General features: G+C 63.5%; 26 protein-coding genes. 16 read left to right on the top strand and 10 right to left on the bottom strand.

Going from position 1 to position 26,860, the window contains the following annotated elements; all coding sequences use genetic code 11:
• Positions 1–76: 76 nt before the first annotated feature.
• The gene (locus NKH01_RS30570) at positions 77–307 is read right to left on the bottom strand and encodes a hypothetical protein (protein ID WP_353024017.1); all 231 of its coding nucleotides are present in this window, start codon (positions 305–307) and stop codon (positions 77–79) included.
• A gap of 297 nt (positions 308–604) precedes the next feature.
• On the opposite strand from NKH01_RS30570, the gene NKH01_RS30565 reads away from it, so the two are divergent.
• Genes NKH01_RS30565 through NKH01_RS30555 form a run of 3 tightly spaced genes read left to right on the top strand, consistent with a single transcriptional unit; the run spans position 605 to position 1,588 of the window.
• The gene (locus NKH01_RS30565) at positions 605–1,108 is read left to right on the top strand and encodes a DUF4142 domain-containing protein (protein WP_353024015.1); all 504 of its coding nucleotides are present in this window, start codon (positions 605–607) and stop codon (positions 1,106–1,108) included.
• A gap of 47 nt (positions 1,109–1,155) precedes the next feature.
• The gene (locus NKH01_RS30560) at positions 1,156–1,314 is read left to right on the top strand and encodes a hypothetical protein (protein WP_352816788.1); all 159 of its coding nucleotides are present in this window, start codon (positions 1,156–1,158) and stop codon (positions 1,312–1,314) included.
• A gap of 31 nt (positions 1,315–1,345) precedes the next feature.
• Positions 1,346–1,588 carry a hypothetical protein gene (locus tag NKH01_RS30555; RefSeq protein ID WP_023720552.1) on the top strand — a complete coding sequence of 81 codons (243 nt, stop codon included), beginning with the start codon at positions 1,346–1,348 and terminating at the stop codon, positions 1,586–1,588.
• A 100-nt stretch (positions 1,589–1,688) separates the two neighbouring features.
• On the opposite strand, the gene NKH01_RS30550 is transcribed toward NKH01_RS30555, so the two are convergent.
• Positions 1,689–2,405: a DUF1236 domain-containing protein gene (locus NKH01_RS30550; protein ID WP_353024023.1), complete on the bottom strand. Its 717-nt coding sequence runs from the start codon at positions 2,403–2,405 to the stop codon at positions 1,689–1,691.
• 204 nt (positions 2,406–2,609) lie between these two features.
• On the opposite strand from NKH01_RS30550, the gene NKH01_RS30545 reads away from it, so the two are divergent.
• The 4 genes from NKH01_RS30545 (at position 2,610) to NKH01_RS30530 (ending at position 5,907) form a co-directional block, all read left to right on the top strand.
• Positions 2,610–2,909, top strand: coding sequence for a DUF1236 domain-containing protein (locus tag NKH01_RS30545; protein WP_353006759.1), 300 nt, complete (start codon positions 2,610–2,612; stop codon positions 2,907–2,909).
• Between the two features lie 313 nt (positions 2,910–3,222).
• Positions 3,223–4,071, top strand: coding sequence for a MetQ/NlpA family lipoprotein (locus NKH01_RS30540; protein ID WP_352858736.1), 849 nt, complete (start codon positions 3,223–3,225; stop codon positions 4,069–4,071).
• A 134-nt stretch (positions 4,072–4,205) separates the two neighbouring features.
• Positions 4,206–5,270, top strand: a complete 1,065-nt coding sequence (locus tag NKH01_RS30535; RefSeq protein WP_353024021.1) for a methionine ABC transporter ATP-binding protein — start codon at positions 4,206–4,208, stop codon at positions 5,268–5,270.
• Positions 5,251–5,907 carry a methionine ABC transporter permease gene (locus tag NKH01_RS30530; RefSeq protein WP_352495104.1) on the top strand — a complete coding sequence of 219 codons (657 nt, stop codon included), beginning with the start codon at positions 5,251–5,253 and terminating at the stop codon, positions 5,905–5,907. The genes NKH01_RS30535 and NKH01_RS30530 overlap by 20 nt, the downstream gene beginning before the upstream one ends.
• 32 nt (positions 5,908–5,939) lie before the next feature.
• Here NKH01_RS30530 and NKH01_RS30525 read toward each other — a convergent pair whose 3' ends face one another.
• Together NKH01_RS30525 and NKH01_RS30520 are read right to left on the bottom strand one after the other, a co-directional pair.
• The gene (locus NKH01_RS30525; RefSeq protein ID WP_353024012.1) at positions 5,940–7,682 is read right to left on the bottom strand and encodes a hydantoinase B/oxoprolinase family protein; all 1,743 of its coding nucleotides are present in this window, start codon (positions 7,680–7,682) and stop codon (positions 5,940–5,942) included.
• A gap of 1 nt (position 7,683) precedes the next feature.
• A complete protein-coding gene (locus NKH01_RS30520; protein WP_353024010.1) occupies positions 7,684–9,768 on the bottom strand; it encodes a hydantoinase/oxoprolinase family protein in 2,085 nt (694 codons plus the stop codon).
• Between the two features lie 216 nt (positions 9,769–9,984).
• On the opposite strand from NKH01_RS30520, the gene NKH01_RS30515 reads away from it, so the two are divergent.
• The 5 genes from NKH01_RS30515 to NKH01_RS30495 all read left to right on the top strand — a co-directional run bounded on the left by NKH01_RS30515 (position 9,985) and on the right by NKH01_RS30495 (position 16,329).
• Positions 9,985–10,812: a ferredoxin--NADP reductase gene (locus NKH01_RS30515; RefSeq protein WP_352591988.1), complete on the top strand. Its 828-nt coding sequence runs from the start codon at positions 9,985–9,987 to the stop codon at positions 10,810–10,812.
• 163 nt (positions 10,813–10,975) lie between these two features.
• On the top strand, positions 10,976–12,025 hold the full coding sequence (deoC, locus tag NKH01_RS30510) for a deoxyribose-phosphate aldolase (RefSeq protein ID WP_352481416.1): 1,050 nt from the start codon (positions 10,976–10,978) through the stop codon (positions 12,023–12,025).
• A gap of 13 nt (positions 12,026–12,038) precedes the next feature.
• On the top strand, positions 12,039–14,411 hold the full coding sequence (locus tag NKH01_RS30505) for an aldehyde dehydrogenase family protein (protein ID WP_353024007.1): 2,373 nt from the start codon (positions 12,039–12,041) through the stop codon (positions 14,409–14,411).
• Positions 14,412–14,589: 178 nt separating this feature from the next.
• Positions 14,590–15,321: an SDR family oxidoreductase gene (locus tag NKH01_RS30500; RefSeq protein ID WP_352495108.1), complete on the top strand. Its 732-nt coding sequence runs from the start codon at positions 14,590–14,592 to the stop codon at positions 15,319–15,321.
• A 162-nt stretch (positions 15,322–15,483) separates the two neighbouring features.
• The gene (locus tag NKH01_RS30495; RefSeq protein WP_023720565.1) at positions 15,484–16,329 is read left to right on the top strand and encodes a fumarylacetoacetate hydrolase family protein; all 846 of its coding nucleotides are present in this window, start codon (positions 15,484–15,486) and stop codon (positions 16,327–16,329) included.
• Positions 16,330–16,494: 165 nt separating this feature from the next.
• Here the strand turns inward: NKH01_RS30495 and NKH01_RS30490 are convergent, their stop codons facing one another.
• The 6 genes from NKH01_RS30490 to NKH01_RS30465 form a co-directional block, all read right to left on the bottom strand.
• Positions 16,495–17,493 carry an ABC transporter ATP-binding protein gene (locus NKH01_RS30490; RefSeq protein WP_023718925.1) on the bottom strand — a complete coding sequence of 333 codons (999 nt, stop codon included), beginning with the start codon at positions 17,491–17,493 and terminating at the stop codon, positions 16,495–16,497.
• 15 nt (positions 17,494–17,508) lie between these two features.
• Positions 17,509–18,570: a Gfo/Idh/MocA family protein gene (locus NKH01_RS30485; protein WP_023718924.1), complete on the bottom strand. Its 1,062-nt coding sequence runs from the start codon at positions 18,568–18,570 to the stop codon at positions 17,509–17,511.
• Positions 18,567–19,406 (bottom strand): carbohydrate ABC transporter permease, encoded by an 840-nt coding sequence (locus tag NKH01_RS30480; RefSeq protein ID WP_010912697.1) that lies wholly within the window; start codon positions 19,404–19,406, stop codon positions 18,567–18,569. Before NKH01_RS30480 ends, NKH01_RS30485 begins: the two co-directional genes overlap by 4 nt.
• Positions 19,407–19,418: 12 nt before the next feature.
• Positions 19,419–20,342: a carbohydrate ABC transporter permease gene (locus NKH01_RS30475; RefSeq protein ID WP_023718922.1), complete on the bottom strand. Its 924-nt coding sequence runs from the start codon at positions 20,340–20,342 to the stop codon at positions 19,419–19,421.
• Positions 20,343–20,579: 237 nt separating this feature from the next.
• Positions 20,580–21,839: an ABC transporter substrate-binding protein gene (locus NKH01_RS30470; RefSeq protein ID WP_352858740.1), complete on the bottom strand. Its 1,260-nt coding sequence runs from the start codon at positions 21,837–21,839 to the stop codon at positions 20,580–20,582.
• A 2-nt stretch (positions 21,840–21,841) separates the two neighbouring features.
• Positions 21,842–22,801, bottom strand: coding sequence for an N-acetylmuramic acid 6-phosphate etherase (locus tag NKH01_RS30465; RefSeq protein WP_353024003.1), 960 nt, complete (start codon positions 22,799–22,801; stop codon positions 21,842–21,844).
• A gap of 199 nt (positions 22,802–23,000) precedes the next feature.
• On the opposite strand from NKH01_RS30465, the gene NKH01_RS30460 reads away from it, so the two are divergent.
• Genes NKH01_RS30460 through nagA form a run of 4 tightly spaced genes read left to right on the top strand, consistent with a single transcriptional unit; the run spans position 23,001 to position 26,858 of the window.
• Positions 23,001–23,882: a glucosamine kinase nucleotide-binding domain-containing protein gene (locus NKH01_RS30460; protein ID WP_352481411.1), complete on the top strand. Its 882-nt coding sequence runs from the start codon at positions 23,001–23,003 to the stop codon at positions 23,880–23,882.
• Positions 23,879–24,661 carry a GntR family transcriptional regulator gene (locus NKH01_RS30455; protein ID WP_023718918.1) on the top strand — a complete coding sequence of 261 codons (783 nt, stop codon included), beginning with the start codon at positions 23,879–23,881 and terminating at the stop codon, positions 24,659–24,661. Before NKH01_RS30460 ends, NKH01_RS30455 begins: the two co-directional genes overlap by 4 nt.
• Positions 24,658–25,689 (top strand): SIS domain-containing protein, encoded by a 1,032-nt coding sequence (locus NKH01_RS30450; protein ID WP_352789046.1) that lies wholly within the window; start codon positions 24,658–24,660, stop codon positions 25,687–25,689. The genes NKH01_RS30455 and NKH01_RS30450 overlap by 4 nt, the downstream gene beginning before the upstream one ends.
• Positions 25,686–26,858, top strand: coding sequence for an N-acetylglucosamine-6-phosphate deacetylase (nagA, locus tag NKH01_RS30445; protein ID WP_353024001.1), 1,173 nt, complete (start codon positions 25,686–25,688; stop codon positions 26,856–26,858). Before NKH01_RS30450 ends, nagA begins: the two co-directional genes overlap by 4 nt.
• The last annotated feature ends 2 nt before the right edge of the window (positions 26,859–26,860 follow it).

Here is a 26,860-nt window from a genome sequence, read left to right as displayed (position 1 = left end):
CCCCGTGGTAGCATCGCTTGACGAGGGTGCGTCGCGGGGGCGCCGCACCCTCGTCAGTTTGCCATAAATCAGCCGCCTAACGGCCGCGGTGGTCGAAGCTGACGGCGATCTCCCGACCGTCCAGCGCCCGAACGATGAAGCCAACCAGCTCCTCGTCGGTTTGCCGGCACCAGGGAAAGCGTCTGCGCAAATCGGCTATGACGACGGTGGTCGAGAGAATGTCGCCGGAATGGTAGTCGCCCATGATGGTATGAACGGCAGCGTCGGTGTCAATACCGATTCCCAGCGGCGACTTGATCTGCCCCACGGAAGCCTCCACCCATCTCTCCCAGCCAACGATAGCAAGACTGCGGCAAAGCGAAAGAGCTTGTACGATTCCGTACGATCTCGTGGCTTGCGTTGCACTTTGCAGGACGCAGCCGGCGTCTTTTTGTTTTGCGTTTCCAAACCATTGTTTCGCGTCGCGGTGGCTGTGGCCGCCGCGACCAGGCAACCTCGCCGCAGCTTCCGCGTTGAGCCATCGGAGGGATGACATCAGCCTCGGAGAACTTCCATGAAAACACTTCTATCGATCACTGCGGCAGCGCTGACGGCCGGCGCGCCTTTGGCTGCTTTTGCCCAATCGGCGACGCTGACACCTCTGACGACCGACACCATGAGCAAGGTTGACACGGCGACGTTCGTGAAGACGGTGCCCATCGCCAATACATTTGAAATCGAGTCGAGCCGACTTGCACAGAAGCAGGCGACGGCCGACGATGTGAAGGCCTTCGCGGCGCAAATGGTCACGGACCACGCCAAGGCCGGCGAGGACTTCAAGGCGGCGCTCAGCAAAGGTCAGACAACTTCGGCCACCGCGCCGGCCGGCCCGCCGCTGGACACCAAGCACCAGGCGTTGCTCGACCAACTTAAGGAGGCCAGCGGTGACAGCTTCCAATCGAAATATATCGACATGCAAACCCAGGCACATAAGGAAGCGGTGGCGCTGTTTTCCGCCTACGCAAATTCCGGCGACGATCCGGCGATGAAGGAGTTTGCCAAGAAGACGCTGCCGGTGCTGCAAATGCACGAACGTCATGTCAAGGACCTCGCTGCGGCGCATCAATGAGAGCGAAGACCGCCTGCGGTCTTGCCAACGGAAACGCCCCGGCATGAATGAAGCGGCTGTCGTCCGGCCCGGAACAAAGCACCGAGAGTGCCGTTATTCACCTGGCTTATTCCGGGGAGTATCCAATGGAAGGCGGCATTCGCGAGGCGCCAAGGGCATTAGCGCTGGGTTTCGGCGCCATCCTGGTCGCCGCTGTCACAGGCTGAAATCGCTTTCCGAACGGGACAGGCTGCCTTCATGCGCTACGGCGAGATATTTGCAAATGTTACGGCACTCATGTTGCTGGCCTTGATGATTGGCGGCGTCTTCGTCCTGTTTGGAGAGCCGCTGTGGCCGCGGCACTACGCGAGAATGGTGCTAGTTACGGATATCGAGGGCATGACCACCGCGTCAGTCCGAACAAGCTGCGTGCCCAGTCCATGCCTGCCCGACACCATCGATCACACCGTGCTCACTCCTCGCCCCGAGGACGGACCGTGATCTGCGATTTGCAGCAGACGCGGAGCGAGGAGATGCGGAAAGGGCCGCCACGCGACCTGCGCGACGGACCCTTTGGTTCAATCAAACCGTCTGGCCACGACTAGGTCAGGATAATCACGATCTTGTAGGTATTCGGGTCGACGATGACGATCCGACCATCGGCGAGCACGAAATACTCATAGCCTTCGTAAGCCGGAACGATCTTGACGATGCGCGCCGGCAGACGATGCAGCCGGACCTTCTTCCGCGGAACCTCGATGCCGACAGAGATGTCGAAATCGACGCTGGAAACGGGTTGGACGTTGGTCTCTTTGATGACCTGAGTGATCTGGGTTTTCTGTTCAACGGTCACATTGCTGATGGAAGCGGTCGAACTCTGGTCCTGCGTCTGCGTAGAAGCATTGCCCTGAGTCTGCTCGGTGGTCGTGGTCCCAGTCTTGCCCTGAGCCTGCTCCTCGGTCTTCATTTTCGTGTTGCCTTGGGCCTGCTCGGTAGTGGTGGTTCCGGTTTTGCCTTGGGCCTGTTCGTCGGTCTTCATCTTGGTGTTGCCCGTGACCTGCTGGTCGGTCGTGGCGCCGGCCTTGCCTTGGGCTTGCTCGTCGGTCTTCAGCTTCGGTTTGCCCTGCGCCTGTTGATCAGTCGCAGCGCCGGCCTTGCCCTGAGCCTGCTCGTCCATCTTGGCGCCATTCTGGCAATTGGCAGCGCCGGCTGCGCAATTGGCGCCGGACTGGTCGTCGGTCGACTGCTGCGTCTGGGCAAGTGCAGCTCCGCAGCTGACGCTGATTGCTAGCAAGCTGGTGATCAGAACGCCTTTCATGAGAGATCTCCTTGGAAAATGCGTCCCTTCACCGCGTAAAACTGCGGCTAAAAAATTTTGTTCCAAACCAATGGAGCGAAACGGCAAGCGATCCGAGCGGCGGAACAAGCTCCACCTGATGACGTTACCCGCCTATAGCGACCCCGCTGCGAACAGCATGACGCGGCGCAGCGCAGAGGTGGCCCACCACGAAAGGAGACAATCATGAGAATGCATCTTTCGGCAGCCGCGGCTGGGTTCTTGCTGCTTGCGGGTATTGGCGCCGCTGCCGCTCAGGACGTGGTCATCGAACCGCAGCAGGAGACGATCGTACGCGAGTATGTGAAAAAGCAGCCTCTGGCGTCCGTCCAGCTTCCCGGCGTGGAGCTCAATGTCGGCTCGACCCTGCCCGATACCGTCGAGCTTCATGAGGTTCCCGACGTCAAATACCGCTATGTCGTCGTCGACAACCAGACCGTCCTGGTCGATCCGGGCACACGCAGGATCGTGAAGGTCATCCAGTGAGCAATGCGCGTCGTTTTTTGAAGGGACATGCGGCGCGTCCTGCATTGTCGACATCCCAAACTGGTGCCCGTGCCTGGGCATTCGGACGCAGAAAGGCCCGCCGTTCCGACGCACGGCGGGCCTCATAGCGGAGTCAGCGCGCTAGGCGGCAGCGTCCTGTGCTCGCTAGGCCAGAAACTTTGAGAGAATATTCCCGGCTCCGCATTTGGCGGGAAATACCGTTCTTTGATCTGGCGATCAGCATTTCCGATGATGCCCGCAAGGCTTCGCATTCCGCCTGGCCGCAATGATTTCAAAACCGATGGGATTGACCATGCCTGGGACTATCAACACTTTGCTTCCATTCCTCGCAGCAACTATAAACCGGCGCGCCGGCCTCGCTGTACTGTTTGCATCGGCGGTTGCGATTGTCGGCATGGCTGCGCCGTCGTTCGCCGAGGACAAGACGGCGATCAAGGTCGGCATCATGAGCGGCGAGGACGAGGACGTCTGGCGCGTCGTCACCGCCCAGGCGGCGGAGAGGGGGCTGACGATCGAGACCGTGGTGTTCAACGACTACACCCAGCCGAATGAAGCACTCGAGCGTGGCGAAATCGACGCCAACGCCTTCCAGCACAAGCCCTATCTCGACAACCAGATCAAGACGCAGGGCTATCACATCGTCCCGGTCGGCTATACCGGGGTCTGGCCGATCGGCCTCTATTCCAAGAAGTACGCGAAGATTGGCGACTTGCCCGAAGGCGCCGTCGTCGGCGTGCCGAACGATCCGTCCAATGAAGGGCGCGCGCTGCGTGTCCTGCAGAGCGAAGGTCTGATCAAGCTCAGGGAAGGAACCGGCATTCTGGCTACGACGACCGACATTGCCGAAAACCCGAAGAAATTGGTCGTCAAGGAGCTCGACGCTGGCATTGTCGGGCGCTCGGTGGAAGATCTCGACGGGGCCGTGGTCAACACGGATTGGGCGCTTAAAAGCGGCCTCACACCGGAGAACCGCATCGCCCAGGAGGCGGTGGCCGACAATCCCTACCGCAACTTCATCGCGGTCAAGGCCGGCAATGAAAACCAGCCCTGGGTAAAGACATTGGTCGCCTCCTACCAGAACGAAAAGGTGAAGGCCGAATTCGACCGGGTCTACAAGGGAACCGGCATCAGCGCCTATTGATACCGAGCTCGACTTGGCGCTGAAGCCCGGCATGATAAAGCGGTCCGCGCTCCAACGCGGACCGCGATCGCGTTTTGCGGGACACCTATACAGGAACTTTCATGAACCAGCATTTCGCCCCGGTCACCGAAGTCATGCATCCCGTCGGCAGCCGTTCCGCGGGACCGCACGATGTCGTACGCCTCATCGAGCTGAAGCGCCGCTTCGGCGCAACAGCGGCGCTGGACGGCGTATCGCTCAGCGTGCGCCAGGGCGAGATCCTCGGCATCATCGGCCGCAGCGGCGCCGGCAAGTCGACGCTGATACGCTGCCTGAACGGCCTGGAGCGGCCGGATACAGGACAGGTCTTCATCGAAGGCCGCGAGATCAGCCGGCTCGGCGAGCGCGAATTGCAGCCGCTGCGCCGGCGTATCGGCATGATTTTCCAGCATTTCAACCTGCTGTCCGCCAAGACGGTCGAAGACAATGTAGCGCTGCCGCTCAAGATCGAAGGCCGGCCCAGGGCCGAACGCCTGGCGCGCGCTGCCGAGCTGCTCGAGCTCGTCGGCCTGTCGGAGAAGGCGAAAGCCTATCCGGCGTCGCTGTCGGGCGGACAGAAACAGCGCGTCGGCATTGCCCGGGCGCTTGCGGCGCGCCCAGCGCTGCTGCTGTCGGACGAAGCGACCTCGGCGTTGGACCCGGAGACGACGCGCTCCATCCTTGCCTTGCTCAGAGACATCAACCGGCAGCTCGGCCTGACCATCCTGCTCATCACCCATGAGATGGAGGTGATCCGTTCGATCGCCGACCGGGTCGCGGTGATCGACGCCGGACGAATCGTCGAGCAAGGGCCGGTGTGGTCGGTGTTTGCCGATCCGAAGTCGGCGATCACACAAAGCCTGCTCGGCGGCATCAGGCCGCAATTGCCGGCGGAGATCGCAAGCCGGCTAACGCAGAACGCCGGCGTGGAGGCGATCCTCAGGATCGACGTGGCGGGTGAGGCCGCGCGAAGCCCGCTGTTGTCCGATCTTGCCTCGGCAGTTCCCGGCTCGTTCCGCCTCGTGCATGGCGGCATCGATCACGTCCAGCAGCAGCCTGTCGGGACATTGTTCGTGGCGGTCGCGGGCAGCAATCAAGACCACCTGGCACAGGTGATCGCGTTCTTGAAAGCCCGCAATGCGCGGGTGGAGGTGCTTGGCCATGTCGCCAATTCTGTTTGAACTCCTGCTTCGATCCATCTGGGAAACGATCCTGATGACGGCCGCCTCCGGCCTCATCTCGCTGATTTTCGGGCTGCCGCTCGGCCTGGCCCTGGTCGCCACCGACCGCGGCGGCATCGCCGAAAACCTGTGGGTGAACCGCGCGCTCGGCGCGGTCATCAACGGTTTCCGCTCGGTGCCTTTCATCATCCTGCTGGTTGCGCTGATCCCGGTGACGCGGCTGATCGTCGGCACCTCGATCGGCACATGGGCCGCCATCGTGCCGCTGTCGATCGCGGCCACGCCCTACTATGCCCGGATCGCCGAAGTGTCGCTGCGCGAGGTCGACCACGGGCTGATCGAAGCGGCGCGCGCCATGGGCGGCAACCGCTGGACGATCATCCGCGAGGTGCTGGTGCCGGAAGCGCTGCCCGGCATCGTCGCCGGCTTCACGGTGACGCTGGTGACGCTTATCGGCGCCTCGGCCATGGCCGGCGCCATCGGCGCCGGCGGGCTGGGCGACCTCGCCATCCGATACGGATACCAGCGCTTCGAAACGTCAGTCATGATCGCCGTGGTCATCGTCCTGATCGTCCTGGTCTGCGGCATCCAGTGGGCCGGCGACCGGCTGGTCGCGAGGCTGGATCATCGGAACTGAGCGTGGCACAGCGGAGATGCTGGCCAGCATCGTCAGCCGGCGCGCTTCTTTTCGGTCGCTGACCGGTCAATCGCCAACCCGTTCGCCGACAGCGCGACGCCGAACTTTTCGCCGGCTTCTGCGGGTGTGTAATAGCCTAGGGCGATATCCCGAGCGACCCATTCCGGATCACGCTGCCAGGGATTGCCGTAGCCGCCGCCGCCCGGCGTGCCAACGCGCACGCGGTCGCCGGCCCTCAGCGTGATGTCCTGTTCCTTGGAGAGGTGCGGCGGCACATGCGCCTCACCGTCGCGGAACACGGTCACCGTGTTGACCGCGCCGTCCTTGCCGCCGAGCGCGCCTTGCGGGCCGAAACGGCCATGGTCCATGACGAAGGAGGCGCGGGCGTCGCCACGCAGGATCTCGACCTCATAAGCGAGCCCAAAACCGCCGCGATGCTTGCCGGCGCCGCCCGAGCCTTCGCGCAACGCATAGTGGCGATAGAGCACAGGGAAAGCCTGTTCCATGATCTCGACCGGCGGCGATTTGGAAATGCCGATGGTCGAGCAGCCATTGGTCAGGCCATCATGATCGGCATTGCCGCCATAGCCGCCGCCGGATATCTGGTACATGACGTAGTCGCGGCCACGGAGCGGATCGTTGCCGCCGAGCGCGAAATTGCCGCTGGAGCCGGCGGGAGCCGCAGTCACCCTGTCCGGCAGCGCCTGCACCATGGCCGCGAACACCGCCTCGGCGATGCGCTGCGAAACCTCGGCCGCGCAGCCCGATACCGGCCGCGGATATTTGGCATCGAGGAAGGTGCCTTCTGGCCGCTTGACGATGAGCGGCTCGAAGGCGCCGGCGCTGATCGGCACGTCCGGGAAAATGTGGCGCATGGCGAGGTAGACCGAGGACAAGGTCGTCGCCAGCACGCTGTTCATCGGCCCGGCGCAGGGTTTTGACGAGCCTGAGAAGTCGAAGCGGAGCGTGTCGCCTTTTTTCTCGACGGCAAGCGCAATGGTCAGCGGCTCGTTGACCACGCCGTCGGAATCAACAAAAGCCTGCGACCGATAAATGCCGTCGGGAATGGCCGATATGTTGACGCGCATCTGTTCAGCGGCGCGGCGCCGCAATTCGGCGATTGCTTCGACGACCGTTTCGTCTCCGTAACGATCCAAAATGCCGTTGAGCCGGTCCTGGCCGATCAGCAGTGCTGCCGCTTGCGCGCGGATGTCGCCGATGCGCTGGTCGGCAACCCTGATGTTCGAGCAGATGATGGCGTAGATCTCAGGGTCGAGCACGCCCTTCTTGAACAATTTCACCGGCGGCAGCCGCAAGCCTTCCTGCTCCACCGCAGTCGCCGAGGCGGAGAAGCCGCCCGGCACCGAACCGCCAATGTCGGGCCAATGGCCGGTGTTCGACAGCCAGCAGAATATCTTGCCGTCGCGATAGACCGGCATGGCGAAGCGCACATCCATCAGATGGGTGCCGCCGAGATAAGGATCGTTGACGATGTAGATATCGCCCGGCTCGGGCGGCAGGCAGCGTCCGTCGGCGATCATCTCGATCACCGTTTTGGTCGAATACTGCATGACGCCGACGAACACCGGCAGGCCCTGGCTGCCTTGCGCGATCAGCGAACCATCGACTGCCGAATAGATGCCGTCGGAGCGGTCATTGGCCTCGGCGATGACGGGCGAGAAAGCGGCGCGCGAAAACGTCAGGTCCATCTCGTCACAGACCTGCTGCAGCGCCGCCTGGAGGACCGAAAGGGTGATGGCGTCGAGCTTTTGCATCTCAGGCCTCACCAATGTCGATGATGATGTTGCCGTCGGCATCCGAGCGCGCCCGGTCGCCGGGCTCGAGCACGGTTGTGGCATCCATCTGTTCGAGGACCGCCGGGCCTTCGATGATGGCGTCGAGCGGCAACTTTTCCCTACTGTAGACCGGCGTGTCGTACCAGCGCCCGCCATACCAGACCGGCCGGATCTCGCGCCGCGCCTCTTCGAGCGTTTTGGCGCGGCCAGCCGGATCGATCAGCCGCGACAGATCGATCGCCGGCCGCACGCCGGTCACCGAGGTGTTGAGATTGACCAGATTGGCGCGGATTTCCGGCAGCTCGACCTTGAAGCGGGCGAAATAGGCCTTCTCGAACAGTTGCTGCAGGACCTCGCGCGTCACCGCAAACGACGGCAGCGGCACGTTAATAATATGCGTCTGGCCGACGAACTGCATGTCGGCGGAATGCGTGACGCGGATCGTCTCCGGCTTCACCGCTTCCTTGCCGATCAACTCTTCGCCTTCGTTTCGGTGCCGTTCCAATATAGCTTGGAGCTGGGCTTCATCGAGCCCCGCCACCGGCTGGTTGACCGTGTTGACGAAGTCATGGCGCAGATCGGCGACGACGCAGCCGAGCGCATTGGTAATGCCCGGCCGCGCCGGCACCAGCACCCGCGGCAGGCCGAGCTCGCGCGCCAGGGCGGTCGCATGCAGCGGCCCGGCGCCGCCGAAGGCGAACAGCGCGAAATCGCGCGGGTCGTGACCGCGCGACACCGAGACCATGCGGATGGCGCCCGCCATCTTCATGTTGCCCAGCCGCAGCACCGCACCCGCCGCCTCGACGCCGGACAGGCCGGTAGGTCGCCCGATCCTGTCCTCGAATATGCCCGTGACATGTTCGACGGTGACCGGGTTTTCCACCGCCAGCAGCTTTTTCGGCGCCAGCCGGCCGAGCACCAGATTGGCGTCGGTGATGGTCGGCTCCAAGCCGCCGCGGCCGTAGCAGATCGGCCCGGGATTGGCGCCGGCGCTTTCCGGGCCGATCTGGATCAGGCCGGCTGCATCGACGCGGGCGATCGAGCCGCCGCCGGCGCCGACTGTATGCACCGCCACCATCGGCACATGGATCGGCATCGCATATTCGATCTCGATCTCGTTCGACACCGCCGGTTCGGCATTGCGGATCAGCGCCACGTCGGTCGAGGTGCCGCCCATGTCGTAGGTGACCAGGTTTTCGAAGCCGGCGCGCTTGCCGGTATAGGCCGCGGCAATGACGCCGGAGGCGGGGCCGGACATAACGGTCTTGGCCGATTCACGTGTGACAAAGCGGGCCGAGATCATGCCGCCATTGCCGTTCATGATCAGGAAGTCGCGGGCGTAGCCTTTTGACGCCAGCTCCTTGCGCAGCCGTTCGACGTAGCGTTCGAGGATCGGTTGCACCGAGGCGTTGACCGAAGCGGTCACCCCGCGCTCGAATTCGCGCGCTTCCGAAAGCAGCGCATGGCCTGTCGTGATGTAGCCGTTCGGCCAAAGCTCGGCGCCGATCTCGGCCGCGCGCCGCTCATGCGCCGGGTTGGCGTAGGAATGCAGGAAATGGATGACGAGCGATTCGCAGCCGGCTTCGATCAGTTGTGAAATCGCTGCCCGCATCTCGGCCTCGTCGAGCGGTATGCGCACCGCGCCCGAGGCCTCGACCCGCTCCGACACTTCGAGCCGCAGATTGCGCGGAATGATCGGCACAAAGGTGCCTGTCATGCCATAGGCTTGCGGCCGTGTCCGCCGGCCAAGCTCGATGACGTCACGAAAGCCGCGCGTGGTGATCATGCCGGTTTTGGCCAGCCGGCGCTCCAGCACCGCGTTGGTTGTGGTCGTCGTGCCGTGCACGATGAGGTCGATGCCGTCCACGCGAAAGCCGGTGGCACCAAGAGCTGCAACGACGCCGAAAGCCTGGTTGTCGACCGTGGTCGGGGTCTTGGCGATATGCACCCGGCCACCATCACGGCCGTCGATCAGAAGCAGATCGGTAAAGGTGCCACCGACATCGATACCGGCGACGACGCTGCCCCTCGAATCCAGAGCTTGCGCCGAAAAATTCTGTTCCATTGTCGAAACCCGAAATGCCCGAACTGCTTACATGCCTCAGTTTGGAAAGCTGTTTTACGGCGACGTCTTGACGCAAATATCGTTTGTATACTAATAAATTCCGGACACAAGAGCTTACCGCTTCGGAGTGTGCAAGGGCACGCAGGAACCTGACCGGTTCGGGCGCGCAGGTGATAATTTGGCCCGGCGCTGAGCTGGCCCAGAAGGTTAGGTTTGATGAACACCACATCCGCGTTCAACACCGTCGGCGCCCGGCCGTTGCAGTTCCCGATACCGGCCAATGTCTATGCCGAAACCGTGGTCTCGGTGAAGCACTATACCGACCGGCTGTTTTCGTTCCGCATCACCCGGCCGCAGTCGCTGCGCTTCCGCTCCGGCGAGTTCGTCATGATCGGCCTGCCCAATGCCGAGAAGCCGGTGTTCCGCGCCTATTCGATCGCCAGCCCGTCCTGGGACGACGAGCTGGAATTCTTCTCGATCAAGGTGCCGGACGGCCCGCTTACCTCGGAGCTGCAGAAGATCCAGATCGGCGATACCGTCATCATGCGGCAGAAGTCGACCGGCACGCTGGTGGTCGACGCGCTGACGCCGGCCAAGCGCCTGTTCATGATCTCGACCGGCACCGGCATTGCGCCCTTCGCCAGCCTGCTGCGCGATCCCGACACCTATGAGAAGTTCGGTGAAGTCGTGCTGACCCACACCTGCCGCGACAATGCCGAGCTCATCTACGGCCAGGAACTGGTGGCCGCGCTGGAGAACGACCCGCTGATCGGCGAACTGACCGGCGGCCGCGTCACGCTCTATAATTCGACGACGCGTGAGACGTCCGAACGCATGGGCCGCATCACCGCGCTGATCGGCTCGGGCAAATTCTACACCGATCTCGGCATCGACAAGCTCAATCCCGAGACCGATCGCATCATGATCTGCGGCTCGATGCATATGCTGAAAGACGTGAAGGAACTGGCCGAAAGCCTCGACTTCCAGGAAGGCTCGCTGCATCATCCGGCAAGCTTCGTAGTCGAGCGCGCCTTCGTCGGCTGAGACGCGGCAGTTCAGCGTCCACTGCTTTGAGACCCTGATTTTGACCGGACGGTCAAAAATCGGCTGCCTTGACTGTCTTTTTCCGCTATGACCGCCTGAAGGACTCGTGAAGCGCTGCTTCACGGTCTATCTTCGGCATAAGTCGCTGAACAAGGGGCAGGAGATGAGCAGCACAATCCGCGAAACCGATCTCGGCACGTCCAAGATCACGCCGCTGCCGGCGCGCGCCGCCGCCAATGCGCCGATGCCGCAGGCCCATGCTATTGCTCGCAATCCCGGCATGAGGCTCGATCTTGGCTTCATGGAATCAATGCGCAGCGTCAACCGCTCGGCGCTGGAACGCCGCGTCGCCAGCCTGACCAAAAGACGCTCGATCAAGGCCGATAACCAGGCTGCCTGGCTGCTGCGTGCTGTCGCCTGCATGGACCTGACGACGCTGAACTCGAACGACACAGAAGAGCGCGTGCGCCGGCTCTGTGCCAAGGCGGTCAACCCATTCCGCCGCGACATTGCCGAGGGGCTCGGCATTACCGGCGAAAATATCCGCCCGGCGGCGGTCTGCGTCTATCATCCCTTCGTCGCCACTGCCGTCGAAGCACTGCGCGGCAGCGGCATCCGTGTCGCCGCCGTTTCCACGGCTTTCCCGCATGGCCTTGCCCCGCTTTCGACACGTCTGCAGGAGATCGAAGCATCGGTCCGGGACGGCGCCGACGAGATCGACGTCGTCATTCCGCGCGGTCTGGTATTCGGGGCGAAATGGCAGGAGCTCTATAACGAGATCGTCTCGATGCGGGCCGCCTGCGGCGAGGCGCATCTGAAGGTGATCCTCGGCACAGGCGACCTCGCCACGCTGCGCAATGTCATGCTCGCCTCGATGGTGGCGATGATGGCGGGTGCCGATTTCATCAAGACCTCGACCGGCAAGGAAAGCGTCAACGCGACGCTGCCGGTTGGCCTTGCAATGGTGCGCGCCATCCGCGCCTATTTCGAGGAAACCGGCTATCTCATCGGCTTCAAGCCGGCCGGTGGCATTTCTACGGCAAAAGCCTCGCTCGATTGGCTGGTGCTGATGAAAGAAGAACTGGGCCGGCCCTGGTTGGAGCCGGAGCTGTTCCGCTTCGGAGCATCGAGCCTTTTGACCGACATCGAGCGCCAGCTCGAGCATCACCTGACCGGCCACTACTCGGCCAATCATCGCCACGCAATGGCGTGATTCGGAGCGCTTCATGAACATTCTCGAACGCTATCACGCCATGGATTACGGCCCGGCGCCGGAGGCCCGCAACGAGGCCGATGCCTGGCTGACGACCCGTGATTTCTCGAAAGCCCTGTTCATTGGCGGCGACTGGAAAGCAGCTGCAAATGGAAAGACCTTCGACACCAGCGATCCCGCCTCCGGCAAACTGCTGGCCAAGGTCTCGGATGCCGGTGCTGCCGATATCGATGCGGCGGTTTCGGCCGCCACAAAAGCGCTGCCGAAATGGAGCGCCAGCACCGGTTATCAACGCGCCAAAGTGCTCTATGCCATCGGCCGCGCCATGCAGCGCCACCAACGGCTGTTCGCGGTGCTGGAATCGATCGACAACGGCAAGCCGATCCGCGAAAGCCGCGACGTCGACGTGCCGCTGGCGATCCGTCATTTCATCCATCATGCCGGCTGGGCGCAGGCGCTGGACAGGGACTTTCCAGCCCATAAGGGCGTCGGCGTCGTCGGCCAGATCATCCCCTGGAATTTCCCACTTTTGATGCTGGCCTGGAAGATCGCGCCGGCGCTCGCTGCGGGCTGCACCGTGGTGCTCAAACCCGCGGAATTCACGCCGCTCACCGCGATCCTGTTCGCCGAAATCTGCGAGCGCGCCGGCGTGCCGAAGGGCGTCGTCAACATCGTCCAGGGCGGGCCGGAGGCGGGCGCGGCCATCGTCAACCATCCCGGCATCCAGAAGATCGCCTTCACCGGTTCGTCCGAGGTCGGCAAGATCATCCGCAAGGCCACCGCCGGTTCGGGCAAGAAACTTTCGCTGGAGCTTGGCGGCAAGTCGGCCTTCGTCGTTTTCGAGGATGCCGATCTCGACAGCGCCGTCGAGGGTCTGGTCGACGGCATCTGGTTCAACCAGGGCCAGGTCTGCTGTGCCGGCTCGCGCCTTCTGGTGCAGGAAGGCATCGCCGACGCCTTCATCGCCAAGGTCAAGACGCGGATGAGCCGGCTGCGCGTCGGCAGCCCGCTCGACAAGAACACCGATATCGGCCCGCTGGTCGATTTGACCCAACTCGACCGCGTCAAGGGCCTGATTTCCGAAGGCGCCAAGCAGGGCGCGATATGCTGGCAGCCGGACTCGGCACTGCCCGCCTCGGGCTATTACCATCTGCCAACGCTAGCGACAGGTGTTTCGCCGGCTAACATTCTGGCCCAGGAAGAGGTGTTCGGGCCGGTGCTGGCGACCATGACCTTCCGCAATACCGGGGAAGCGGTCGAGCTCGCCAACAACACACGCTATGGCCTGGCCGCCTCGGTGTGGAGCGAGAACATCAATCTTGCGCTGCACGTCGCGCCGCAATTGAAGGCCGGCGTCGTCTGGGTCAACGGCACCAATATGTTCGACGCCGCCTGCGGCTTCGGCGGCTATCGCGAGAGCGGCTTCGGCCGCGAAGGCGGGCGCGAGGGCATGTTCGAGTATCTCTCGGCAAAACTGCCGCTCGGCCCGATCATCAAACCGGCTGTGGCCACTGCCCAGCCCATCGAGCGCCCGGAAGGCGATGCCATCGACCGCACGGCAAAGCTGTTCATCGGCGGTAAGCAGATCCGGCCGGACGGCAATTATTCCCTTGCCGTCGCCAGCGCCAAGGGCAAGCTCGCCGGCGAGGTCGGTCTCGGCAACCGCAAGGATATCCGCGACGCCGTCGCGGCCGCGCGCGCCTGCAAGGCCTGGCCGGAAGCGACCGCCTACAATCGCAGCCAGGTGCTTTACTATCTGGCCGAAAACCTGTCCGGCCGCGCCGACGAGTTTGCCGCCCGTCTGACCCAGCTCACCGGCGCGACGGCCAAGGCGGCGAGTGAAGAGGTCGAGCTATCGATCGAGCGGCTGTTCCTCTATGCCGGGCTTGCGGACAAGTTCGAGGGCCGCGTCCACCAGCCGCCGGCCCGCGCCGTCACATTGGCGCTGCACGAACCGGTCGGCGTCGTCGGCATCGTCGCATCGGACAACGCACCTTTGCTCGGCCTGATCTCGCTGGTTGCGCCGGCGCTCGCCATGGGCAACACCGTGGTCGCCGTGCCGTCCGAACGATATCCACTGCTTGCCATCGACCTTTACCAGGTCATCGAATATTCCGACGTTCCGGCGGGCGCCATCAATATCGTTACGGGCCGTAGCGCCGAGCTGGCCGGCGTGCTGGCCAAGCACGACGATGTCGACGGGCTCTGGATGTTCGCCGATGCCGAGACCTGTGCCAAGGCGGAGGCCGAGTCCATCGGCAATCTCAAGCGTGTCTGGACCGGCAACGGCCACAGCCTTGACTGGACATCGGGCGAAGCAGCCGGCGATGCCTTGCTGCGCCGTGCGATCGAGGTCAAGAACGTCTGGGTGCCCTACGGCGACTGAGTGTCCCGGAGGGACGTCCGGGCTTGACGGGCCAAAAGATGTTCTTTACCGAGAAAAAACATTTGGCCGGCAGGGCGAATATCGAAACAGGCGGGATGGTGGTGCCCGTCTGGCACATTGCGCCCCGGCCTTGTGCCGGTAAAAAGCCGAACGATCACAGACGGGCGAGGAGAAAAGCATGGCGGATCTGACAGGCAAGGTCGTTGTCGTCACGGCGGCGGCGCAAGGCATCGGCCGGGCAAGTGCGCTGGCTTTCGCCAAGGCCGGCGCCGTCGTCCATGCCACCGACATCAACGAAGTGGTGCTCGCCGACCTCGGCAAGACCCCCGGTATCAAGACCCGCAAGCTGGATGTCCTAAACGACGAGGCGGTGAACGTCGCTTTTGCCGAGATCGGCGCGGTCGACGTGCTGTTCAACTGCGCCGGCTTCGTCCATTCCGGCTCGATCCTCGAGATGAAGGACGGCGATCTCGACTTTGCCTATGATCTCAATGTCCGCTCGATGATCCGCACCATCCGCGCCGTGCTGCCCGGCATGCTTGAGCGCGGCGACGGCTCGATCATCAACATGGCGTCGCTGGCCAGCTCGACCAAGGGCGTGCCCAACCGTTTCGTCTATGGCCTGACCAAGGCGGCCGTTATCGGCCTGACCAAATCGGTTGCCGCCGACTATGTCGGCAAGGGCATACGCTGCAATGCGATCTGCCCGGGCACGGTCGAAAGCCCGTCGCTGCACGACCGCATGCACGCGCAGGGCGACTACGAAGCAGCCCGCGCCGCCTTCATCGCCCGTCAGCCGATGGGCCGGCTCGGCACGCCCGAGGAAATCGCCGACCTCGCCGTCTATCTCGCCGGTGCCACCTATACGTCGGGGCAGGCCTATAATATCGACGGTGGCTGGTCGATCTAGGAGTCTGAAAATCCAATTCTGCCGGGCGCCTGGCGCGGCGTCCGCGCTTGCCTAGGCTCACGTACTTTAAGTACGCTCCGCTCCGGTTCTCGAAACCCACGCCATTCGCCGCAGCGGAGCGAGTTTGCAAACGGCCTCTGGTCGCAACTGGGAGAAAACTGCATGAAACTGCTGCGCTATGGCGAGGCGGGGAGCGAACGCCCTGGCCTCCTTGATGCGGATGGAACGATCCGCGACCTCTCCGCCCATGTCACCGACATTGCCGGCAGGGCGATCGACCCGGCATCGCTCGAGTCATTGTCGAAGCTCGATCCGAAATCGCTGCCGGCAGTTTCCGGCAAACCGCGCATCGGCGCCTGCGTCGCCGGCACCGGCAAATTCATCTGCATAGGCCTCAACTATTCCGACCATGCCGCAGAAACCGGCGCAACCGTGCCGCCGGAGCCGATCATCTTCATGAAGGCAAGCTCGGCCATTGTCGGGCCGAACGACGACGTGCTGATCCCGCGTGGCTCGGTGAAGACCGATTGGGAAGTCGAGCTCGGCGTGGTCATCGGCAAGACCGCTAAATATGTCACCGAAGCCGAGGCGCTGGACTATGTCGCCGGCTATTGCGTCGCGCATGATGTCTCCGAACGCGCCTTCCAGGCCGAGCGGCAGGGCCAGTGGACCAAGGGCAAGAGCTGCGACACGTTCGGGCCGATCGGCCCGTGGCTGGTGACCAAGGACGAGGTCAAGGACCCGCAGAACATCCCGATGTGGCTGACGGTCAACGGCAAGACCATGCAGAACGGCTCGACCAAGACCATGGTGTTCGGCGTCGCTTATCTCGTGTCTTATCTCAGCCAGTTCATGTCGCTGCATCCAGGCGACATCATCTCGACCGGCACGCCGCCCGGCGTCGGCCTCGGCATGAAGCCGCCGGTGTTCCTGAAGCCCGGCGATGTGGTCGAGCTCGGTATCGAAGGGCTGGGTATCCAGAAGCAGACGTTCAGGGCGGATGCGTAGAAACCTTCCCTTCTCCCCTTGTGGGAGAAGGTGGATCGGCGCGCAGCGCCGAGACGGTTGAGGGGTGTTGGAAGGAACTCCAACGCCTCATTCCGTCTAGCACCTCTCATCTGACCGAGCTTCGCTCGGCCACCTTCTCCCGCAAGGGGAGAAGGAAGAGGGGCGCTACTTCATCACCTTGCCATCCGCTCCAAACCGATAGGTCTTTACCGGATCCGGCGTCGCATAGAGCGTGGTGCCGGGTTCGGCATTGTAGACGCCAAAAATGCGCACGGTGATCAAGCCGGCCTTCTCGCAGTCGAGATAGAGGTTGGTGTCGGCGCCGAGGTGCTCGGCATGCACGACCGTGCCTTTCCAGGCGCCGGATTTGGGATCGACGGTCAAATGTTCGGGCCGGACGCCGATGGTCTTTGCCGTTTCGCCAAGCCTGGTGCCGTCGACGAAATTCATCTTCGGTGAGCCGATGAAGCCGGCGACGAATTCATTTGCCGGCGAATTGTAAAGCTCCATCGGGCCGCCGATCTGCTCGATCTTGCCTGCGTTGAGGACCACAATCTTGTCGGCCAGCGTCATCGCCTCGACCTGGTCGTGGGTGACATAGATCATCGTCGCCTTCAGCCGACGGTGCAGCTGGGCGATCTCCAGCCTGGTGTTGACGCGCAGTGCGGCATCGAGGTTCGACAGCGGCTCGTCGAACAGAAAAAGCTTGGGTTCGCGCACCACGGCGCGGCCGATGGCGACGCGTTGACGCTGGCCGCCGGACAATTCGGCCGGGCGCCTTTCGAGGTAGGGCTCCAGCGACAGCATCGACGAGGCGATGCCGATGCGGCGGTCGATCTCGGCCGCCGGCGTGCCCGCCTGCTTGAGGCCGAGGCCCATATTGTTCTTCACCGTCAGATGCGGGTAGAGCGCATAGGTCTGGAACACCATGGCGATGCCGCGCTTGGCCGGCGGCGTGGCGGAAACGTCCGCCCCGTCGATGACCACGCGGCCCGAGGTCGAGTCCTCCAGCCCGGCAATGACCCTGAGCAGCGTCGACTTTCCGCAGCCGGATGGACCGACGAAGACGACGAACTCGCCATCCGTCACCTCGAGGTTGATGCCCTTCAGCACCTCGACCGGCCCGAAGGCCTTTTTCACGTTCTCGATGTTCAGCGAGCCCACGGCTTCGTCCCTGTTCTAGAGTTTCACGGCGAGGCCGCTGCGCACGCTCTCGTCGGCGGCAAGGCAGACGGCGAGCGACTTCACCGCGTCGTCCATGTGGCGGCCAAGATCGAGGTCCTCGCGGATCGCCTTCAGCACAAACGCCTGTTCGAGGTCACAGAGGTCCTGATGGCCGGGCTCGCCTTCCATCGACAGCATCTCGTCCGGTTTGGCGAACTTGCCGTCCGCGCCGGTTGCAGCACTGTGCAGGCGGATGGTCGAGGTCTTGGTGTGGGTGTCGATGTCGTCGGACCTGACGCCCTCCTTCATGACGATCGACACGCAGCCGTTGGGCGAGATCACGTCTTTGACGAAGAAAGCCGTCTCCGAAATCATCGGCCCCCAGCCGGCCTCGTACCAGCCGACCGAACCGTCGTCGAACAGCACCTGCAGGTGGCCGTAATTGTACATCGTGGGCGCAATCTCGTCGCTCAGCCGCAGCCCCATACCGCGCACCTCGACCGGCCTGGCGTCGGTGATCTGCAGCATCACGTCGAGATAATGCACGCCGCAGTCGACGATCGGTGACGTCGTTTGCATCAGCTGCTTGTGCGTCTCCCAGCTGTGTCCGGAGGATTGCTGGTTGAGATTCATGCGGAACACGTAAGGGCCGCCGAGCTTCCGCGCCTCGGCGATCAGCCTGATCCAGGACGGGTGGTGGCGCAGGATGTAGCCGATCACCAGTTTCTTGCCGTTGGCCTTGGCCGCGGCTACGACGCGTTCTGCGTCCGCGACCGTCGTTGCCAGCGGCTTTTCGACAAAGACGTGGCAGCCAGCCTCGAATGCCTTGACCGCATAATCGGCATGGCTGTCGGAATAGGTGGCGATGCAGGCGACGTCAGGCCGTTCGTCACGCAGCGCCTCGTCGAATGAACGCCGGATGCCATAGCTCGAAAGCCCTTCCGGCAGCGGCACATCCGAGCGGTTGACCAGTGCGGTAATCTGGAAGCCCGGGTTGGTGTGATAGGCCAGCGCATGGCTGCGCCCCATATTGCCGAGCCCGGCGACGACGACGCGAAGGGGTGTTTGCGAACTCACTTGACCGCTCCCGAAGTGATGCCGCGGATCAGCTGCCGCGAGAAGATGACGTAGAGGATCAGCACCGGCATGATCGCCAGCGACAGTGCGGCCAGAATGGCGTTCCAGTTGGTGACAAACTGGCCGAGGAACAGCTGCGCGCCGAGCGTCACCGTCTTGGTCTCCTCCGACGGCGCCAGGATCAGCGGGAACCACAGGTCGTTCCAGATCGGGATCATGGTGAAGACCGCGACCGTCGCCATCGATGGCCGCACAAGCGGCAGCACCAGCCGGAAGAAGATGGTGTATTCGGACAGGCCGTCGATCCTGCCGGCATTCTTCAGATCGTCGGAGACTTGCTTCATGAATTCCGACAGGATGAAGACGGCGAGCGGCAGGCCTTGCGCCGTGTAGACCAGGATCAGCGCCGTCAGCGTGTTGACCAGCCCGCTCGCCACCATCAGCTGCAGGATGGCGACGGTGCCGAGGCGGATCGGGATCATGATGCCGAGCGCCAGGTAAAGCCCCATCAGCGAATTGCCGCGGAAGCGGTATTCCGACAGCGCGAAAGCCGCCATGGCGCCGAACAGAAGCACGAAGAACAGCGAGGCGACGGTGACGACAAGGCTATTCTGGAAATAGTGGATGAAGTCGCCCTGACCGATCACAGTGGTGTAGCCGATCAGGTCGAAGGTTTTCGGCGTCGGCGGCGTCAGTGGCGCGCCGAAGATGCCCGCGCGGGATTTAAACGAATTCATGATCACGAGGATCACCGGAAACAGCGCGATTGCGGTGTAGGTCAGAAGGATCGCATGCGCGCCGATGGTGCGGGGCAGCGAACGGGTTGCGGTGCTCATGGTCGCGCTCCCCTAAAACTGGTAGCGACGCAAGCGCGTCTGCACGAGGAACAGGTAGACGCAGACGCCGCCGAGGATGATCAGGAACATCATCGTGGCGATCGCCGCGCCCATATTGGGGTCGCCGACCTGCAGCTGGAAACCGAAGAAGGCGCGGTAGAGGAAGGTGCCGAGGATATCGGTCGAATAGTTCGGCCCGGCGAGCGCGCCTTGCGCGGTGTAGATCAGGTCGAAGGCGTTGAAATTGCCGACAAAGGTCAGGATCGAGATGATGCCGATCGACGGCAGGATGAGCGGCAGCTTGATCTTCCAGAATTGCGCCATGCCGGTGATGCCGTCGCATTCGGCGGCCTCGATCACCTCTTCGGGGATGGACAGCAGTGCCGCATAGATCAGCATCATCGGGATGCCGACGAACTGCCACACTGAGATCAGGCTGAGCGCGGTCAGTGCATATTGCGCCTTGCCGAGCCAGGGCGTGAACAGGCTTTTCAGGCCGACAAGGTCCATCATATGCGGCGCCACGCCCCATAGCGGCGACAGTATCAGCTTCCAGGCGAAGCCGACGATGACGAAGGACAGGATCGTCGGCACGAAGATCGCCGTGCGGTAGAAGGCGGAAAACCGCAATCGGGGGCTGGACAGAAGTGCTGCCAAAAGGACGCCGATCGGGTTCTGCACCAGCATGTGGATGATGAAGAACCAGACATTGTTCCGCAGCGCGTTCCAGAAATTGACCGACCAGTTGGGATCACCGAACAGCATGCGGAAATTTTCCAGTCCGACGAACACCTGCGACTGGTTGATGTTGCGGAACAGCGACAGCTGCAGCGTGCCGGCCAGCGGCAAGATCATGATCGCCGTATAGACCAGCAACGCCGGCGCCAGGAAAACGCCGATATGCCAGCGGAACGGTCTTTTCGGTGCTGCGGCCATGCGTTCGGTCCCCGCCGATCAGGTCTTGCTATTGCCGTCAAAAGGCACGGCGCCTCCCTCTCATCGAGGGGAGGGTGCCTCGCGAAGCGAGGCGGGTGGGGTCGGCCGAGGCAGCGCGCCATCATCGTTCGACCGTGCTTTCCAGCAACGATCAAGCCGCGGCCTGCCTCGACGACCCCCTCTGTCGCCTTTGGCGACATCTCCCCTTCGAGGGGGGAGATATCGCTTCGCCACGCCTTACTTCGCCGGCTTGTACCAGCTGTCGAGGCCGTCCTGCAGCTTCTTGGCGGCAGCTTCCGGCGTGTCGGTGCCGTTGATGACGTTGGCCGATTCAACCCACGTCTCGTTTTCGAGGTTCGGCGTGCCGCGCGACAGGATCTGGTAGGTCGAGCGGATCGTCGACTTGCACTTGCCGCGCCAGGAGACGAATTCCTGGGCCAGCGGGTCTTCCATCTTCACCGGCGTGTTGTTCAGGCTGAAGAAGCCGGGCAGCGCGTTGGCGTAGATGGTAGCGAAATCCGGCGAGGCCACCCAGGACAGGAAGGTCTTGGCCGCATCCGCGTTCTTCGAGGCCGCATTGAGGCCCATGCCGATATCGGTGTGGTCGGAGATGTAGCAGGTGTCGCCGGCCTTCTGCACCGGCGGCGGGAAGGCGCCCATCTTGAATTGCGCCTGCGTGTTGAACAGGCCAATTTCCCACGAGCCGGCCGGGTAGATGGCGGCGCGGCCGAGCGTGAACAGGTTCTGGCTGTCCGGATAGGTCTGCGCCTCGAAGCCGTCGCCGAGATAGTCCTTCCACTTGGCCAATTCCTTGTAGGGCTCGACCCACTGCGGATCGGTCAGCTTCTGCTCGCCCTTGATCAGCGCCAGGCGGCCTTCCTCGCCCTTCCAGTAATTCGGGCCGATGTTCTGGTAGCCCATGGTCGCGGCTTCCCAGAGATCCTTGGTGCCCATCGCCATCGGGATGTAGGTGCCGTCGGCCTTGATCTTGTCGAGCGCGGCGTAGAACTCCTCATTGGTCGTCGGCACCTTGATGCCGAGCTTGTCGAAGGCATCCTTGTTGTAGATGAAGCCGTGGATGACCGAGGCCATCGGCACGCAGAAGCTCGACTTGCCGTCGTCGGTCTGCCAGGCGGCCTTGGCAACATCGGAGAAGTTCTCCATGCCGGGCAGCGTCGAGATATCGGCGAGATTGCCCTTCTTGAAAAGTTCCAGCGATTTGTCGAACGGGCGGCAGGTGATCAGGTCGCCGGCCGAGCCGGCGGCGAGCTTGGCGCCGAGGGCGGCGTCATATTCGGTCGGCGCCGACGGCGCGAATACCACCTTGATGCTGGGGTTCTTGGCCTCGAAAGCCGGGATCAGCTTGTCCTTCCAGATGGCAAGGTCGTCGCCGCGCCAGCTTTCGATGTTGAGCGTTACGTCGTCGGCATAAGCCACCCCGGCGGTGCCGAGAATGCTGGTGCCGAGAAGAAGTGCCGTCAGTAGCTTCGTTGTCATGCTCAGTCTCCCTGTTGACCTTTTTCAGGTTCGGTTTTGATGAGAACAGAGGCATTGCGCCCCTTGCTCCCCTCGATCGCGGAAAGGGCTGGCCGCAGCTTGTGGCCGGTCCCTTCCAGTATCTTCTCGGCCACATCGGCGCTGGCGGCGCCGGCGGCGAGCAGAATGGCGGTCTTGACGACGCCGCCGCTCTTTTCGAGCAGGCGGCCCGCCTCGTCCTTGTCGCGCCCGCTGACGGCGGCGACGATGCGCGCGGCGCGGTCGCGCAGCTTGATGTTGTCGGCCGTGAGGTTGACCATGTAGCCATCATGGACATGGCCGAGATGGATGGCTGCCAGCGTCGACAGCATGTTGAGTGCGATCTTCTGGGCGGTGCCGGCGCCCATGCGCGTCGAGCCGGCAATCAGCTCGGGCGGCGTTTCGAGCAGGATGGCGATGTCGGCCAGCCGCAGCAGCAGCGCATCCCCGTTGTTGGCGACAGCAATGGTCGCCGCGCCGCGGCGCCTGGCATCCTCGATCGCCCTGACAGCATAAGGCGTCGAGCCGCTGGCCGAGACGGCGATCAGGCAGTCGCCCTTGCCAACGCCGGCGGCGGCGACCGCTGCCGAAGCTTCGTCAGTGTCATCCTCCGGCCCGCCGGCCAGTGTCTTGAAAGCTTCGTCGCCGCCAGCGATCAGGATGGCGATACGGTCGCGCTGGATGCCGAAAGTGCCCGGCAGCTCCAGCGCATCGGCCAATGCCATCAGGCCCGAGCTGCCGGCGGCCGCATAGGCGAGCTTGCCGCCGCTTTTCAGTCTGCTTGCGATGATTTCGGCTGCCGCGGCAATGGCAGGAATGGCGCCGTGAACGGCCTTGGCGGCCTCGATCTGCGCGTTGGCCAAAGAGGAAAGGACGGCTTCCGGGGCCTGGATATCCAGTCCCTCGGCATTGTGGTGAAGCGCTTCGGTGCGCGTTTCGGCCATCCGCTTTCCTCCAATCGAGAAAACCATACCAAAAAAATACCACTTGTCCACACGCATTAATCAAATCCTTGCGGTGGCGCAGGCTTGCGGACGAAATCAGCTGATTTTCCAACAAACTACGCCTTAACTTTTTTGAAACGGAAATTAATCCTTGGCTATTGGTATTTTATTGGTATTATCCGTCTGGAGGAGAAATCGCGTGAAATTCGTGCTCGGCATCGATGGCGGCGGCACCAGCTGCAGGGCGGCCCTTGCGACGGCCGATGGCAGCGTCCTCGGCCGCGCCAAAAGCGGCGCCGCCAACATCCGAACCGATCTCACCGGCGCCAGGGCCAACATCGTCGACGCGGCGCAGCAGGCCTTTGTCGCCGCGGGCAGAGATCCCGGACTGATCCCGCAAACTCCGGCCATTCTCGGCCTAGCCGGCGCCAATGTCGGCACCTACAGGCAGCAGCTCGAAGCGATCTTGCCGTTCCGCATCAGCCGTGTCGAGACCGACGCCGAGATCGCGCTGGAAGGCGCGGTCGGCTCCGGTGACGGCGCCATGGCCATACTCGGCACCGGCACCGCCTATATGGCGCGCAAGAACGGCCGATCGCGTGCCATCGGCGGCTGGGGGTTCCAGGTCGGCGACCAGGGCAGCGGCGCCCGCATCGGCCGCGACCTGCTCGAGCAGACGCTGCTCGCCTATGACGGCATCCGCGAAGGATCGCCACTGACGCAGGCCATGCTCGCCATCTTCCGCAACAATCCCGAGGATGTGGTCGAATTCACCACCAATGCCAAGCCCGGCGATTTCGGCGGCTTCGCACCCAAGGTGTTCGAACATGCCGAAAAAGGCGACGTCGTCGCTATCTGGATCCTCGACAAGGCGGTGGCCGATGTCGAGGCAGCACTTGGCGTGCTCGACCTTGGTGGCGACGATCCGCTTTGCCTGCTCGGCGGCCTGGCGCCGCTTTACGCGCCGCGCCTGTCGGTGCGCTACCGGGCGCTGCTGAAGCCGCCGCTCGACGACGCGCTGGGCGGCGCGGTTCAGATGGCGGTTCGGATTTTTACGAAGGCGGCGGAGGCGGCGCGATGAGCGACGCCGCCGACCAGATTTTCGCGGCGCTGAGACAATCGTCGCAGAGTGGCGCGCCACTCTATCTGCAGCTGAGGAAAAGCATCGAGGACGCCGTCAAACGCGGGCTGATCGGACCGGGCGATGCGCTGCCTTCCGAGCGCGACATCGCCAGCAAGGCCGATATTTCGCGCGTCACCGTGCGCAAGGCGGTGCAGGACCTGGTCAAGGGCGGCATCCTCGTCCAGCGTCATGGTTCCGGCACCTTCGTTGCGCCGCGCATGGAGCGCGTCGAGCAGTCCCTGTCGATGCTGACCTCGTTTACCGAGGACATGGCACGGCGCGGCATGGCGGTGCGTTCGGCCTGGCTCGACCGCGGCCTCTATCCGCCATCGCCCGACGAGATGATGGTGCTCGGCCTGGCGTCGAACGAATTGGTGGCGCGCGTCGCGCGCCTGCGCATTGCCAACGACACGCCGCTGGCGATCGAGCGCGCCTCACTATCGACAAGCGTGCTGCCCGATCCGGCGGCGATCGGTTCGTCGCTCTACGCGGCGCTGGAAAAGACCGGCAACAGGCCGGTGCGGGCGGTGCAGCGCATTTCCGCCACCAATCTCGGCGATGGCGACGCGCATCTGCTGGAAGTGCCGCCGGGCATTGCCGGCCTGCACATCGAGCGTATCTCCTATCTGGCGAGCGGCAAGGTGATCGAGTTCACCCGCTCCATCTACAGGGGCGACGCTTATGATTTTGTCGCCGAACTCCGGCTGAGCGGGCCGGGCGAAGAGGGCAGGCCATGACCGCAACAATGACCCATATGCGGCGCGAGATCGAGGAGATCCCGGAGGCCACCGCCCGCCTGCTCGACGGCTCGGCCGCCGTGCTGACGGAAGCCGGGCGCGGCATTCGCGAGCGCGACCCGAATTTCATCGTCACAGTGGCGCGCGGCTCGTCCGACCATGCCGCGACCTTCATGAAATATGCCGTGGAGCTGACCGCGGGCCTGGCGGTTGCATCGGTCGGCCCGTCGATCGCCTCGATCTATGGCGCAAAGCTCAAGCTGGGCGGCTCGGCCTGCCTGGCGATCTCGCAGTCGGGCAAGAGCCCGGACATCGTTGCGATGGCGCGAGCGGCGCGGGCCGGCGGTTCGCTGACCGTCGCCATCACCAACACCGCCGATTCGCCGCTCGCGCGGGCTTCGGACTACGCGATCGACATCCTTGCCGGACCGGAGCGCAGCGTCGCAGCGACGAAGACCTTCGTCAATTCGGCGGTCGCAGGGCTCGCTCTGATGGCGCATTGCACCGGCGACGACAAACTTCTGGCAGCACTTGCCCGCTTGCCGGAGCATTTTCGGAAGGCGATCGCTTGCGACTGGATGGCGCTGGCCGGGGCACTCGAGACGCCGAAATCGCTGTTCATCCTTGGCCGGGGCCCGTCGGCGGCGATCGCCAACGAGGCGGCGCTGAAATTCAAGGAAACCTGCGCCATGCATGCGGAAGCCTATAGTGCCGCCGAAGTCATGCACGGCCCGCTGGCGCTGGTCGGTCCCGGCTTCCCAGTGCTGGCGCTGGCTGCCCGCGATGCGTCCGAACCATCCGTCGCCGAGGCCGCCGACAGCCTGGCCGGCAAGGGCGCCGCTGTCTTTGTGACTTCGGACAAGGCAAAGAAGGCGCAGCCTCTGCCGCATGTCGCCACCGGTCATCCGCTGACCGACCCGCTGACACTGATCGTGTCGTTCTATGGTTTCGTCGAGGCTTTTGCCCGCCATCGCGGCCTCGACCCAGACACGCCGCCCAATCTGCGCAAGGTGACGGAAACGCTATGAGCGATCGCTTTGCGCTGACCGGCGCCCGGATATTCGATGGCGATGACTGGCACGACAATGCGGCGCTTGTCGTGCGCGACAGCCTCGTCGAGGCCATCGTTGCCGCCGGCGCCGTTCCATCCGGTGTTGCGCCTATCGAGACCGGCGGCGGTATGCTGGTTCCGGGTTTCGTGGATTTGCAGGTCAATGGCGGTGGCGGCGTCATGCTCAACGACCATCCCGACGTCCCCTCGATCGAGACCATCTGCCGGGCGCACGCGCCCTTCGGCACGACGGCGCTATTGCCGACGCTGATCACCGACACGTCCGAGATCACCGCCGCGGCGGTTGCCGCCGGAGCAGAGGCCGCACAACGGAAGGTGCCGGGCTTCCTAGGCCTGCATCTCGAAGGCCCGCATCTGTCGATCGCCCGCAAGGGCGCACATGACCCGGCCTTGATCCGGCCGATGCTAGATCCCGACCAGGCGATGCTGATCGCGACGCGGAAAAACCTGCCGGTGCTGCTGACTACGGTGGCGCCCGAATCCGTCGAGCCCGACCAGGTATCGGCGCTCAGCAATGCCGGCGTCATCGTCAGCATCGGCCATTCCGATACCGACTATGCCACGGCCCGCACCTTTTCCGAGGCCGGCGCAACGGTGGTCACCCATCTTTTCAACGCGATGAGCCAGATCGGCAATCGCGAGCCGGGGCTGGCGGGCGCGGCAATCGATACCGGCACATTCTATGCCGGCATCATCGCCGACGGTATCCATGTCGATCCGGCCACCATGGCCATCGCCTTGCGCGCCAAGCAGGGGCCGGGCAAGATCCTGCTCGTCACCGACGCCATGGCGACGATCGGCACCGACATGACCTCGTTCACGCTGAACGGTCGCACCATCCACCGCAAGGATGGCAGGCTGACACTTGCCGACGGCACGCTGGCGGGCGCGGATCTCGACATGATTTCCGCGGTGCGCTTCGTGCATCGCGTGGTCGGTCTCGACCTCGACGAAGCCTTGCGCATGGCCTCGCTCTATCCGGCGCAGGCGATCGGCCAGTCGCACCGGCTCGGGCGCTTCGCCAGGGGAACCGCCGCCAACATCGTTTCGTTGTCGGACGATCTGGACATGAAAAGCGTCTGGATCGACGGCGCCAGAGTTTTTGCAGCCAGCCCTGCTGGTTAGGG

Origin of the sequence: Mesorhizobium sp. M1403 (genome assembly GCF_040317695.1) — a bacterium.
In the GTDB taxonomy this organism is placed as follows: domain Bacteria; phylum Pseudomonadota; class Alphaproteobacteria; order Rhizobiales; family Rhizobiaceae; genus Mesorhizobium.
Note: the sequence above shows the minus strand (reverse complement) of the source record. Positions and strands in the feature narration are given on the sequence as shown.